This window comes from Pseudomonas trutticola BRTCR10, from assembly GCF_056155105.1.
Window position 1 is genome coordinate 754,132 of the sequence record NZ_CM149552.1, and the last position, 15,405, is coordinate 769,536.

General features: G+C 58.6%; 3 protein-coding genes. 2 read left to right on the forward strand and 1 reads right to left on the reverse strand.

Annotation, left to right across the window (positions count from 1 at the left end; genetic code table 11):
- The first annotated feature begins 190 nt into the window (after positions 1 to 190).
- Together ACVVH8_RS03265 and ACVVH8_RS03270 are read left to right on the forward strand one after the other, a co-directional pair.
- Positions 191 to 7,348, forward strand: a complete 7,158-nt coding sequence (locus ACVVH8_RS03265) for a TcdA/TcdB pore-forming domain-containing protein (protein WP_475228471.1) — start codon at positions 191 to 193, stop codon at positions 7,346 to 7,348.
- Between the two features lie 279 nt (positions 7,349 to 7,627).
- Positions 7,628 to 14,686 (forward strand): TcdA/TcdB pore-forming domain-containing protein, encoded by a 7,059-nt coding sequence (locus ACVVH8_RS03270; RefSeq protein WP_475228473.1) that lies wholly within the window; start codon positions 7,628 to 7,630, stop codon positions 14,684 to 14,686.
- A 78-nt stretch (positions 14,687 to 14,764) separates the two neighbouring features.
- On the opposite strand, the gene ACVVH8_RS03275 is transcribed toward ACVVH8_RS03270, so the two are convergent.
- A complete protein-coding gene (locus ACVVH8_RS03275; RefSeq protein WP_064593220.1) occupies positions 14,765 to 15,361 on the reverse strand; it encodes a MarC family protein in 597 nt (198 codons plus the stop codon).
- Between the last annotated feature and the right edge of the window lie 44 nt (positions 15,362 to 15,405).

Consider the following 15,405-nt stretch of genomic DNA (forward strand, 5'->3'; position numbering starts at 1 on the left):
GCTTTGTGCGTTAATGCAACGGGCAATCTTTGAATGCAATTGTCGCCGGAGTATTCGGCGGAACAGTTTGAATGTCGTCTGATGTTTCGATGGTCATCACTTGAATCGCTTCGCGTTTGAATACGCGGCCCTTGCGCAATAACTTTCCGCCAAAGCGCATGGCTGCATATTCATTCAAGGACGGAAAGTGATGAGAAATTTTGAAAGTCAGACAGAGCACCCCGAGTTTATTTCGCCAGAAGAGTTTTCAGACGTATCCCGGGCAGTGAAGAAGTACGCCAGCTCGATGCAATACGATGCACTTATCCAGCACTACCAGTCATCGATTGAAACGGTCGAGCTGGATGAAAAGCTGTTGGCGGTGAAACTCTTTCAAGAGGTCATGACAGCAATACGCCGTAACCGCAAAACACCCGCGTCAGCATTGATTGATCGGATCAGTACGCGGGTGGAACACTATGTTTCGCGGCTGACCAATACGCTGACGCTGTTGTCCGGGGCCAGTTCACCGGTGCCGAATATCATGCATTTCGTCTGGGTAGGAGGCAGTGACGTCGGGGTCAATCAGCGCGACTACATGAACATCTGGCGCGAAGTGCTGAAGCCGCAGGATTACACCTTCAACCTCTGGTACGACAGTGACGCGCTGCTGGCCTTCGAGATGAACCGGGTCATTCTCGACAGCGCCAGGGTTCATGCGATGGAAACCGGGGGGGATCAAGTCACAAAACCCAGCATCCTGGCCCAAATGATCGAAGACCGCGCCCGCGTCCTCAAGCACCAGATGTTTGCGTATCTCAACCAGCCACAGTGGGCCGGGCGCGCGGACGAAGCGCGGATTGACCTGATGGTGCGCGCCTACGGCAAGGATCGCGCAACGCTCGAAGCCTTTCGCCAGAAGTGTCTGGACACGCACCTGAACATGGTCGGGCCGGACCTGCATTTGCGTGACGTTCGCCACGAATTTGCCGGGCACTTTTTGCAGGATGTCTACCAGCGGGAAGTCGCCATGCGCGGCAATTTCGCGGCGGCCAGTGATGTCGTGCGGTTGCAGGCCGAGTATCTGGAAGGTGGCCGTTACAGCGACATAGACTACTTGCCGCCGCTGGCCGAGAAGTTGGGCGGCGTCGATATAACAGATTTCCATCCAGACGAACGACTCTGGGTATTGAAACTGTTGCTGGATCACAACCAGGAGTTGATGCCAGGGCGGGACCCCCTTCGGTACAAGAACGAAACAGGCGCAATTCCCGCAGGTCATGAAGAGGCGTTAACCGCGTTTGCACGCAGTAAACCCGCTCTTCAGGACATTTTCGTTCCCCCGCCAGTCAGTCGGGTTCCCCAAGGCGCCATTCGATTGGGTACTGCGTTTAGCGATCCTTCAAGAGGGGAAATGAACGCTCATATGCTGGCGCATCCCGGCGCGGACATGACCCTGTCCATTATGGAAGTCATCCGGTTCAACTATGACTGCCTTTATGAGGTTGACCGCCGGATGGTTGCAACAGGGGCTGATTGGGGAAACGCTCGTCGCGTGGAGGACATCATTGTTGAGGTGCTGGAGGAGAGAAAGTCCCAGGGCATCACACTTTCCCACGCGGATATGCGCTACATGGGGCTCTTGGGTGCTGCAATTCACAAGTACTACTCGGACGGGATTCGCCCCGAAGCGCGCGGCACGATTGTATTGACCGGTCCGTCTGCGGCGAGTGCAGGCGTCGGCAAGTACACCGAAACACATCTATTGCTTGAGCAGTGGGCAGCCGTTCGCAAAGAACTCAAGTTGACTGAAGGCTTTAACTTATCCACAGAGGAAGAAAACATCACCGGCTGGACCGTGAATGATGAGCCCGAACAATGGCTGAAAAAAGAACAGGAAAAGTGGCAGTCCGGCAAGCTCAAATCCCGTTACGCCGGCAATCTCGCCGAGTTATTGAAAGGACAAACCCTGACCTTCAAACAAGGCTGGCCGGTAATCGAAGGCAAACCGGTGTTGTTGACGGCCGTGCTGCAACAACTGATGGACGACCTCGGCGAACCGTTCATCCGTGCGATGAAGGACAAGTTGAGCGGCGACATCACCTTCGATAAAGCGTTTTCCATCGGTTTCGACAGCCGTCAGCAAATTCTTGCGCAACCCGTCAGTGACCTCCCGGTTTCGCTGGGCGCCGAGTCCACCAGTAACCTCAACGAACTGTTCACTCGCGTTGCTCATGGCTCGCTCGGTGTCGAGCACCTGAGCCCGTTGTTGCGCGTCATGCTGGGGGGCGTGTTCGGCGCCACGACTCTGGATGCCGAAGGATTCGGCAAGGTGTGGCAGGAGGTGTCGAACATCGCCCGGGACACCACAGAGGCTGGCGTGTTCGCCCGTTACCACGCCATCGAAACCGCCCTGCATCAGCGGCAGGCGCCAGTACTTGAGAGCGGCGTTACGCGCCTTGCCCAACCTGACCCGCACACCGCGCAAGAGCTCAAGGTGCTCGCGTTGAACGAAGCGCTGACGCTGACCCAATGGCGCGAGCGTATCGGGCAGATAAACAGCACTGCACAGCGCGAATATCACACGCAAATCCTCCAGCGCGGCGGGCAGGTACGAGACGTGTTCTTCAAGGCCGGCGCGGTGTCCGCGCGGCAGGTGCCGCAGGATCTGCTGATGCGCACCGGTGGCGATCCGGGTCGTCGCTGCTATCCGTTGGCGTTGCTGATGGCCTCGGCATTGGGGCTGGGCGAGTCGGCCGAGCGTGCGCTGATCGGTCGGGTGGCCAATGCCGGCCTGTCGCCGGACGACCCTGATTCGCGGGCATTACTGCTGGCGCTGGATGAGTTGCACGAAGCCACCGCGACCGAGGTGGGTACACCGCAGGGCGTGCATGGCCTGGAGAGTATCGTGCAGACGCTGGAGGCGAAAACCGCGCCGGCGATGCTGCTGCTCAATACCGGTGATCATGCGCTGTTGTTGGCCAAGGTTTTACTCAGGGGTGAGGTTGTCTATCGTTTTTACGATCCCAACTTTGCGATCTTCGGCTTTGCCGGGGTACGCGAGCTGCAATTGGGCATGGAACGCTACTTGGGTGATGGTGACGGAGCGATAGCGCGTCTTTATGGCTTGGGTGAGCTCGACACGGCGCAGTTCAAGGTGACCGAGTTGAATGCGGCGAGGATTGCCGACAAGGTGCTGTCGTCGAACGTGAAGATCGGTCGTTTTCTGCAAAACGGCGTGATCACTGATGCTCAAGGCGCTTCGGTCTGGGAAAAACAGGCTGTCGGACGCACGCGCTCGCTGGGTGACAACTCGCGCATGGGCGCCAGCCTCGCGCAACTTGATGCCCGCTACTGGGCGCAGGCACTCGATGAGGCGACCACACGGTTGCGTAGCGAGTACAAGCTGGGGCGTGAATACCTGCCCTTGCTGGAGACAGTGGAAAAAGCCCCCGGGGCAGGGTATTCGCTGACCTTGGTCGACGCGCGCCAGCCGAAAAATACCTTCAAGGTCACCACCGTCGATGTGCGCTTCAGCAAGATCAAACAGCACCTGCAGCGCCTGGTAAAAACACTGGCTGGCAGGGACAGCGGCGCGAGCGAAGCCGACGGCGGCAGTCGCTTGAGTTTTGCCTTTGCGATCCAGACGCTGATCACGGAGATGCGCCATCGCGACTACTTGGCCGGCGACGCGCAAGTACCGGCGTTGTCGATCGCCCTGCAAGTGCAGGTCTACGTCAACTATGCCCAACTGGGCTATGGCGTATTGAGTGACACGGCGCAGATCATCGGTTTGGTGCGACAGGTGGCGGCGAGCGAGCAGGCACTGGCGCTGCGTCAGTCGTCTATGTCTGGACGACTGTTGGGGCGTGTGTCGACGGGGGTTGGGGTCGGATTTTCCCTGGTCAATATCGGTTTCGACATCTATGGACTGAGCGTCGCGCAAAACCAGGAGCAGCGTTCGCGATTCGCTACGCAACTGGCGTTTGATGTCGCGGCATTGGGGCTGGATATTTTCGCCCTGGCCGTCGGTGGAGCCGCAGGCGCTGCGGCAACGTTTCTGTCGGTGCCGTTGCTCGGTGTCGGCATTGGTGCGACGGCCATCGCCAGCAACCTCGGGCAGATCAGCGACAAGGCGCAGGCTGTGGGCGCGCATCTGCGCAAGATTCAGGACGCCTACGGGCAAGGCGCCTACACGCGCAAAGATGGTGTGCTGAGTTTCGAGCCGGAGGCTGTGATCACTCATCTCGATTTGCACGGCAATCAGATCCGCTTCGACAGTCAGAAGTTTTACCCAATGACTCGCGGTGGCCTGGAACTGCCGCAGATCGACCCGAGTCCGCAGCGGCTGGGTCAGGCGATCAATATCCGTGAGGCGCTGGAGTTGCCGCAGGTCATCGGCCTGATCCGCCCCTCGCCCGATGAGCTGCACACCGTGGTACTGCCCTGCACGCCGGGCTGTTATTACGCTTATGAGTATCAGGTTGGCACAGCCGGTTACCCGTATCAGCCCAGCGCCGGAGAGTTGGAGCGCGAACCGCTGACATCGAGTGAGATCAGCTCGCCGGATCTTTTATCGGTTGTTAACCCCGGCGCGTTGATCCAGCACTTGTTGAACCCGCGTATCGAAACCCAATACCCCCATTTGCGTAACAGCGCCGTGGACAAGCTGGAACTCGACAAACAGGGTAACCGACGTTTCTATTTCTTTGCCAATACGCCGATTCCGCACATTCTTTACAAGCTGACGCCGGTCTGCCAGCCGACGAAAATAGTCGTGACACTGGATGCCCTGGTTCGCCAGTTGGTGGTGCCGCAACTGCCACCGGAGTGGCACACATTCATCAGCTACGAAATCACTGCCCGCTCGACGGGAGTGTCTCAGCTCAGGCTGACCCCGGGATTGGTGACCGTTGCACTGAAAGTGGCAGAGCCCGGTCAATGGGCGGTCAACGCGCCGTGGGTCAAAGACACGCAGATTCACTTTGAGGGCGACTCCCTGCTGATCGACGGCATACGGCTGGATGGGCGCGTGGACTTTCTCAGTCTGGCCGGTGGCGAGCTGTTTCAGGTTGATCGCACAGGCAAGCGCTTGAGTCTGCTGTCCATCACGGTCGAGGACAACAGCGTGGCGCCGGGCGAGGGCGCCTTTGGGGTGACCCTTGAAGACCGTGGCAGTCTGCCGAAAGCCCTGGCGCGGATCCGTCAACTGGCCAAGGTGCAGCGATTGGCCGCGGCCTACCTTCCGCTGTACAAGTTCAAGGTGCCTTTCACGCCGGCAGCTCAACCGGTGTTCACCACGGCTTACTTCGACACCGCGAATGATCGGGTGCTGTATGCCCGGGATTTGCCGAAGGCGGTCAATGAAGGCCTTCTGCTCGGCGGCGTCAGCGGTCAACACGCCTGGTTCTACCATCCTGACCATCCCACCCTCTGGCGTGTCGACACCGTCACCGGCACGGTCAATCACCGCTATCGGCTGATGAACGCGGACGGCGGTTCAACGATCAGCGCTGTCGAGCAATTCGCTGACGGGCAACTGCGGGTGACGCAACACATCAGCAAAAGGACAACGTTCGGCGCCAACATGACCATGGATTATGTGATCGCCGCCCAGAGCCTGACACTCGTCGGCATCAACACTTGGGAAACCTGGCGCCATGATCGGCTGTTTGCCAATGACGAACAGGACTGGAGCCTGTGGATCGAGCGCTTGCAGCCAGAGCAAACCTTCGATGACGAAACGCCAGCCATGGCTGAGTCGATCAGCACCTGGAAACCCACTCCGTTTGTGAACGGGCGTGTGCATCTGTTTAGTGAGTTCCAGTATTCGGTGTGGATTCGTTTGCACGACAACGCGTTCTATCGCGATGACAGTGGTTCGCCCGAACGTGCCATGCTGATGTGGGATCAGGCCGATGCATCAAGCCAGCTGTTTTTCGACAAGCACCGGACAGCGCTGATTCGCAGTTACGGCGACCCGAACGACCCGGGCGGTTTTATCGATGACATTCTCGAGACGGATGTCGTTGAAGTCGCTTCGCTTGGCGGTCGGTACATCGCCACCCGAACGGACGGACGACTGTTCGAAGTCGACCGCGATGCCTCGCTGAAATTCGTCGGTGTCGGCCAGCGCTGGCTCGCCAGCCACCCGGACTGGCTGGCGGTACTTCCCGCGTTGATGAAAACCACGCAAGAGGCGCCGTTTCCGATCATCGGTTTGCGCAATGCATCTGGCAGTGGCGTTCTCGCGGCGTGGTGCGTCGGTGAGCGGCTTCTGTTGGCGGACATCGGCCACGGCAGGGAATTGTCGCTGCTGGGGCTGACCCCTGATCAACAGGCTGCCTGGCTGCTGGATGTTTCGGCGGGGCAACTCTACCGTCAGACGCTGGTCCGGATCGACGCATTGCATTCTGCGTTTGCCGGCGGGCAACTGCTGCGTCCCGAACGCTTGCCAGTGGCACAGAAGGTCTGGGCGCAATGGACGTTTGCCGAGGTGACGGCACACGGACAAGGCCTGCTCGGGTGCACTCGCGATGGGGTGAATCTGCAACTGCTGGATCAGCAGCCCGCGCTTGTCATCAGCGTGGAAAATCAGTGGTCGTATCTTCCGGGGCAAACGCCGACACAGTTGCAGGCACGTTTGAAAACACTGCTGCAGGGCCAAACCCACGCGCCGGTGCTGACCGTGGAAAACGCCGGAAATCGTTACAAATACTACGTGCCGCAACTGGATCGTCTGTTCGACGTCGCCGGGCGTGCGGATGGCCAATGGGCGGTGTTTCTGGGGACGCGCAACGCGTCGGTACCGATGCTCTTCGACCCGGTGGACGGGCTGATCTTCAGTCGTGGTGCGGCGCCTGATATCTGGCTTGGGAACAGCTATGCCCAGCGTGAAAAAGAGGTACTGACCCTGGAAATGAACGGCGTGGTCAGCGATGTCGTGGCGATGCTGCCCGATGGCGTCGACAAGTTGCTACTGACGTTCGGTGCGCAGGCATCGACCTATCGGATCTCGGACGAAGCCTGGCAGCGGCTGGACTGTATCGTGCTCGATCCCCGGCAGCCAGAGGGCGCTGAAGAGTCGGTCATCGGTACGCTGGTTCTGGACATGGCCGACTGCCGACATCTACTGGTGTCGCTGGTCGACGGGCACTTGCTGTTCAGCGATCCGGACAATGCGCACACGCTGATTGTGCGTGACGTCAAACCCGAAGACGGTGCATCGGGCGTGCCGGTGCAAATCAGCATTAACGTCGACGGTCAGTACGAGAGGTTACTGCTGGATCACTGGCTGAATGTTTTGGAACAGCGTCAGGGTAATAATGGGGAGGTCACAATTGCGGCGTTCTTTAATAACGACATCTGACATATAAAGGAGAATTAAAAGTGTAAGGTCGTGAGCAATAAGTTCACGGCCTTTTTTATTTTAAATGATGATGAAGTGTGTGCGGGTGCTCAGTATTTGTTGGGGTTCAAGTGGCCTGGGTGCCGGAGTGAAATATAAAGCTCCAAAAAGGCGAAGTTACCGGATTTTGCCGATGCGAGTTTTTCAAGTGCCGGAAAATAATTGAATCTTTTGCGGTTTGAATTCGCTGTTTTCAATCGTTAGCGTGTCCTCTTTGGTTAATCTGATGAGTTGGAAATTATGCGCAATGTTCAAGGCGTTAATGGTGAAGTCGAATTCGTAAAACTTTTCAAGCTGGCGGATCTTGAAACGGCGCTAGCCGCTCATAAAGGCAACAAAAGTTATGAGGCGATGTTGCGTTATTACTTCGCTTGCGTGGCCGCAACAGATTCGTCGCAACTACCTGAACCATTGGGATTGTTCCGTCAGACACTTGAACAAATGCTCGGCAAGGGGCGGGTCCGCCGCGATGGCGAACTCCCGGCGTCTTCGGCGGCAGGGCAAATCTACGACAAAGTGCAAGGGTTCGAATCACGTGTTCAATCGGGCATTGCGTTGCTGAAAACCCCGACGAGCGCCGTACCCAAAAACCTGCATTTTGCCTGGTTGGGTGGTGGCTTGGGCGCCATTCAGTGCGATTACCTCAATATCTGGAAACAGGTGCTGGCGGATCACGGTTACACGTTCAATCTCTGGTACGACAGTGATGCGCTGCTGGCGCATCAAACCAACAAGCTGATTGTCGAAGCCGCCAAGGCCGATGCCTTGGGTCAATTCGCAGGCCAGGATCTTACGCCAACAGAACTGGCTGACCATTACGAGGCACGGGCGATTGTTCTGAAGCAACAAATGTACGCCCACATCAATGCCGCCGTGGCAAACGGCGGCACCGCCGATGATGCGCGAATCGACTTGCTGGTTCGCGCCTATGGCCAGGATGCCGATGCGCTCGAAGCACTCCGTGAACGTAATCGCGGCAGCATGCAGGAAATGGCCAAGGCCGGCTTCAATTTGCGTGATCTGGACACGCGCGAAGTACCTTTGCAACTCCAGGATATCTACGAGCGTGAAATGCGCTTGCGCGGCAATCTTGCGGCGGCATCCGACGTCGTTCGTCTTGAAGCCCTGTATACCGAGAGTGGCAGTTATGCCGATGTGGATAACCTGCCACCCCTGGTGGAAAAAATGGGCGGTGTCGATGTTCAGGCAATGGGGACGAGTGAGCGCCTCGGCGTCTTGCAGTTGTTGCTGAATGAAAACCCTGGCTGGATGCCGGGGCGTAAAAGCTCCGAAGGTCACTTGATGCGCATTCCGGAAGAGCATTTGCCGGCGCTGCGGACATTCGCGAAAAGTTCTCCTGCACTGAGTCAGGTGTTTCAGGCACCGACCGATTTGCAGGCCCGCCCGTTCATGCTGCGTGCCGTATCCGAAGGCCAGAAGATCAATAACGCGTTCCTGATGGCTCACGCCGGCTCTGCCACGTTGCAAACGGTTATTCAACGTATCCGGTTCAACTACCAACTGATCGATGCCACGATGCTGCTGGCGACGCAGCGCGGTATCGCATTGACCGATGGTCAAACCAGGTGGAAGCTGGCCGAGTCTATTCTGGAGAAATTCTACGGTTCACTGGGCGCACTGCCGGATATTCAGGAGATTCCTGCAAGATTTCTGGCATTTTCCGCCGCAACTTACTTCAGTGATGGCATCCGTCCTGGCAGCGAGGGCACCATCTATCTGACCGGCCCCGGTGCGGTCATTGATGGCATGGCCGATTACGCCATGGTGCATTTCAGTGATTCGCAGGCCGCCATGATCAACGCAGAGTCGGCCATTGCCCGTTATGCCTCGGTCAACCGGTCCACCGAAGAGGAACTGGATCACTCCTGGAAAGACAACACGGAAAACGACGCGGACTGGCTGAAAATAGAGAAGGAAAGCTGGAGCGCCGGCGATTATACGACCCGCTACAACGGTGATCTCGGCGAACTGCTCAAGGGCTCGACCCTTGAGTTTGAACACGGCTGGCCGTTGATCGAAGGACGCGCGGTGTTGCTCACTGATGTCTTGCAGCGCCTGGTCGATGGACTTGGCGAACCCTTCATCAACGCGATGCGCGAAGGGCATAACGGTGCAATCACCTTTGAGCAACCGCTGCCGCTGAGCTTCGCCGATCGTCAGTCGATCAAGCAGCAACCTGCCAGTGCACGGCCTCCCGTGTTTCCAAACGATGCAAAATTCCAGACGCTGGGGCTGGACGAAGTGCTGGCCGGGCTGGGGCATGGAGAACTGGACGTTGTCCAGACGACTCCGCTGCAGCGTCTGGCACTGGGCGCGTTGTTGGGGATGGATTCACTGCATAACCAGAACTTCGCGACATTCAGCGGTGCTCTGGATAACCTCGCCAACGGTGTTCGCGACCTCGGCGCATCGAGTCGTTACGCGGCTATCGAGCGACATCTTTATCAACGCAAGGACTCTGCCTTTCTTCACGGTCTGGCCGCTGACGTCATCGACGCTTCAACGCCATCGACCAGTGCGCTGGAGCTGAAGAAGGGCGCGCTGACGAAGGCACATACCCTGCAACAGTGGGGCCGTTATGTGGCGCAGATCCAGCAGGTCGCCACCCTCGAGCATCGCTTGCAGATCGGTGAGCGGGTGGATCAGGTCTTTGCTCAGATGAATGCCAGCAGCGTCCAGCCGGTACCGCAGGATTTGATGCGCAACGGTCTCGGCGAGACCATCGGCGCGCGCTGCTACCCCTTGGCGTTGATGATGAGCGCCGCCCTGACCCAAGGCGAGACGGCGTCCCATCGTCTGCGCGAACGTTGTTATCTGGCCATTCTCGAGCCGCAGCAGAGTGATTCGATTGCCTTTGTAGAAGCGTTGGAAGAAATGCGAGGAACACCACTGGGCGAGGTCGGCACGTCCTTGAGTCGGGGTGATCTGGCGCAGATCACCACTGCGCTGGAAAACCACTCGACCAACCGTACGCTGATGCTCAACTCTGACAATCATTCGATGCTGGTGGCAAAAACGGTGGTGGACAAGGTCAGCACCTATCACTTTTATGACCCTAATTTCGGCGTCTTCGAGTTCACCGATCCCGTCATGTTCAAGACGGCGCTCGAGCATTTTCTGCTGAAGATGGGCATGGCGAAATACTATGCCGCGTACGGTGCCGATACCCGGCCGACCTTCGATCTGGTCGAACTGGACGGTGAACGAATAGCGGCCTTGCCGCTGTCGGCCGGGTATGAAGTGGCCAAAGTCCTGACAGCGGACCCGTTGCCGGGACAACCGGCACAAAAGCTGCGCCAGCGTTTGAATAGCGCACATGGGCGGTCGTTGGCCGACAATGCGCATCTGGGGCGAAGCCTGCTGGGGCTGGACAGCCATTGGTGGGGCCAGCAAATGGCTGAGGCGACGACGGCTCTGCAAGAGCTGCATCCTTCGGCAAGCACGCTGGTGCCGTTGTTCGACACCCTTGAGGTCACGCCCGAAGGCAAGTATCGACTGAGCCTGATTGATCCGTCGAAGCCTGAACACGTGGTTGAAGTGCTCAGCGAAGACCATCGACTGCTGCGGATCAAGACCTGGTTGTCCGAGCAGTTTTCCAATCTGGCGCGCAAACCGCAGCCGACGGCGGGCGTGATCGATCCGACCGAGGCCGGCAGCGTGCATACCCTTAATGCCGGTTTCACCATTCAAGCGTTGATGAACGCGTTGCGCAGCCGCGAAGGCGAGGGCCGCACGCTGACCACAGCCGTGCGCCTGCACGCTTACGTCAACTATGCACAGTTGGTGCATGGCAACGTGGTGGACGTAGTCGGACTGATTCGTCTGGTGCGCACGGCACTCAATGAAGAAAAGGTTATCGCTCGCACCGTGGCGCCGGTGGTCAGCGAAGCGCTGGGCCACGCCGCCAATGAGGGTGTCGGCGCTGTGCTGGGGCTGGCTAACGTCGGCTTTGATATCTATCAGTTGGCGACTGCCGAGGACGATGTCGAAAAGGCTCAGTTCGGCACTCAATTGGCTTTTGACTCGGCCAGCCTGGCATTGACAGGGGCGGGTGTGGGTGCGGCATTGACCGGAGCCTCGACGGCGGCGGCGGTTTTGGGCGGGGTCGGCGTGATCGTCGGCGGCCTTGCTGTCGGTGTCGCGGCACTCGCTCAGGGCTTTGCCGGCATTGCGCGTGATGCGCAGGCCGTCGGCAAATTCTTCGCTGACCTGGAGCACGCTTATCGCGGAGTCGGATACCGCTTCGATGCCACTCTTGGGGTCTGGACTGTGCAGCCTTCGCTGCTGGTCAAACGCATTGATCTGGGCAAGGGTAAATTGCACCTCGACAGCCCGAAGCTGTACCCGTTACGTGACCACTTCGGTGTACCGGACTACGACGTCGACTATGCCCGGGCGATTGATATCCGCCAGCAGTTGCACCTGCCGGGAGAGATCGCCTTTACGCCATCCGCCGGGCAGACCATCGTGCTGCCGTGCACACCGCAGACTTGCTACGGCTACGAGTACAAGGCGTTGCCGTTTGCCAACTGGCGCCACGACAGTGGATTCGATACGGCTCGGCGTCTGGAAAAAATTCAGGCGGACGGTACATGGCTGTTCCGGTTTTCGTTTTATTCGTTTCCTTCCGATTACATCGTGCAGCGACTGTTTGCCGATTATCGCGAGACCACCCTCGAAGTGCAGTTGGACGCGGTCGAACGCACGCTCGTGGTGCCGTCGCTGCCAAGTGCCTGGAAAGGCAAAGTCTCCTACAAAATTTCCAGCGCCGGGGCGTCCTGCACACTGGTGCTCAATCGCGGCGCCAACGTCGAGTTGCAGTCGCCGAGTCTGAAAAGTTGCCGCTGGGTGCTGGAGGCGGGCTGGGCCGGTGAAGCGGATATCCGCATCGAACGGGGTGATCTGTACATCGGCGATGTTCACGTGAAATTGTCCGGTCATGGGGCTCATGCCGTGCTGATCCGCACGGCCGGTCAGCAACTGTTTTACGTTGATCAGGTCAAGCGTCAGCTGGACATCCTCGAACAGAGTGCGCCCGCCGGGCTCGATGAGCAGGCGTTGCTCGAGCACTACAAAGCGTTGGCTGGCGAGCATCGTCTGCTGCTGCCCTACACACCGATTCATGACTGGCTGATCCCGTTCGAATCACCGCAGCAGCCCCGTCACGTCACAGCCTGGTATGACGCCCACGAAGAGCGCTTTCTGTACATCCGCACCGAGGACGCCGGGGACACCGAGGAGGCGCAACTGACGCTGGTCGCCGGTGGCTATGCGTACTTCTGCGTAACGGACAGCTACGACATCTGGCAGGTGGATGCACTCAGCGGCCTGCTCAAGTATCGATACCGTCTACTGCTCGCCGAAGGCGACAGCACGATTGGCAAGTTCCAGACCGATGCCCACGGCGTGATTCATTTTGTGCAAACCGTCAGCGATGTCGATGGCCCGCGCGAGTTGAGTTATCTGATCCATGACGGTCAGTTGCTGCTCAGTTCGGTGACTTACGATCTGCACCGTGAGCTGCAGTCCATCGCGTTTGCCAGTGATACGCTGGCCGACTGGTCATTGTTATTGGGCCAGTATCTGACCGCCCCTGTGTTACCCGAGAAGGAAGAGTTCACGGTTGTGGACTGGCAGCCGGCGGCCTATGTTTCGGTCAGTTGGGCATTCGCTACGGACAAGCGTGACCTGGTATGGATCCGCAGTGCAGATCGACTGCTGATCCATCCACAGCCGCTGGCTCGTCATGCTCGCGGTTGGAAAAATTCGATCAGGAACCTCAACGATCTGGTACTGATGCCGATGCCGGACGACGCTGATGTGTTCTTCGTTTACAACCGGATCGACCAGACCCTGTGCCGCCAGCAGCGAGCCGTTACGCAGGGCCAGGCGCAATGGTCCAACCGCTGGATCGAGCCCGAAGGGTTGACGCAGGTGGTGGCCGTCGACGGGGGGTATCTGGTAATCGACGATGCTGGACGCTTCTTCAATCTGACCGTCCAGGGCGATCTGCTCTTGGGCGGCCTCGGTGAACAATGGCTCAAGGATCGGTCGCAATGGTGGCTGGCGCTGGCGTCGGTCGCCAAGCGCTATCCAGTCGACAGTTTCGCCATTGTCGGGTTACGCAACGTCGCCGGTAACGGCAACCTCAACGCTTGGTTTGTGAATGACCGCCTACTGTTGTGTGACCTGGGGCGCGACCAGGAAGTGCGCCTGCTGGGCCTGACGCCGGATAACAAGGCCGGTTGGTTGTTCAATCTGTCCAGTGGCGAGATCTGGAGCCAGGAACTGATTGAGCCGCAGAACCTCGACCGTGCTTTCGGCAAGGGTTCGCAGCTGTTAGAGGCAGACGCACTGCCGACCCCGAGCCAGGAGTGGGCCGAGTGGCAGTTTGCTGAAGTGCGTGTTGATGGCTCCGGGTTATATGGCACAACACGCGAGGGCGTGTCGATGAAGCTGCGCTATCAGGCGCCGGAGGTGGTCTGTGCGGTCAATCGGCACTGGGTGATATCGCAGGACGGCTCTCTGGTTGCACGGTTGCAAGGGTTGTTGAGCGAGGTGGATCACGAAGATTTCGTTACCGTCGAATCCGCGCCTGACAGCCTGCAATGGTATGACGTGCAAAGCGCCAGGCTGCTGCACATCACCAGTAACACCCTGCCCACTGACTTCGCGTTGCTCGGCACGCAAAACCCGTCACAGAGCGAGGCGCCAACCAAGGTGTTGCTGCACCAGCCTCGGGACGGCACGGTGCAGGTTTACCCGGGTATGCACAGCCTCGGGAAGTTCGACTACCTGGAGCGCGATGCTCACGTGGTGACCGTGGCGGGGCAGAACAGGCTGGATGATCTGCTGCCGTTGATTCCCGATGACGTCAACACGATGGTGCTGCGGCTGGGACAGGGTAACGTCACCTGCAAGCTGTCGAAGGCCGCCTGGTTGCGGCTCGACTCGCTGATCATCGACTGCCGGCATGCGCTGGGTGAAGTGCCGGCGGTGCCGGGCAAGCTGATCTGGGATTTTGATTCGCCGGAAAAACTGCTGTTCGAGATCATCGGGGATCATCTGCTGATCGTTGACCCGGACAGTGAGCACAGCCTGATCTTCCGAGATGTCTGTGCCGCTGACGTGACGTTGCGTGGCGAGGTCTTCCTCGCGTTCAAAAAACAGCAATCCCATGCCATATCGACATGGGTGCAGCGCTTGCAGGCCGGCAACGTGCGCACGAAAAACGTGACGTTGCAGGCGCTGATGGCAGAGCCGGCGAGCGCCGGTTAAGTCAGGCCGACAGCAAAACGCCGCGAATGATAGCGTTCGCGGCGTTTTGCTGTGCGGTCATTACCCCGGCGTCAGCTCTCAGGGCACCAGATAGCCTTTGACCCCGGTGAAGATGATCTGCGCCGCCAGGGCGCAGACAAACAATCCCATCAGACGGCTGACAATCTGCAAGCCCTGATCACCGAGAATCCGCTCGATGCGGTTCGACAGATACAGCACCACGCCGACCGTGAAACTGGCCAGGGCAATACTCATGATCGCCGTGAGTTTGTCGTCCCAGTGCGGCTGGCTGACGCCCATCACCAGCAGCGCACCGATGGTGCCGGGGCCGACGGTCAGCGGAATGGTCAGCGGCACGATGGTCACGTCTTGCTGCACATTGTCGGTTTGCACCACTGACTTGCCTTGGGCCATGCCCAGCGCCGAAATGAACAGCACGCTGCCGGCGCCGATCCGGAAGGCATCCACTGTGATGCCGAACACATCGAAAATCACCCGCCCGAACAGATACAGCAGGACGCTGGAGACCAGGGTGGCGATGGCTACTTTCCAGGCCAGGCGTCGTTGCTCCTTGCGCGAATAACCCCGGGTCAGGCTGATGAAGCAGGACAACACGAAGAACGGGCTGTAGAGCACCAGCATCTTCAGGTAAACGCTGAATAACACGTGGAGCATTGGGCAAGCTCACTGGCGAGGGAAGTCGAGGGAGTCTATCAGGC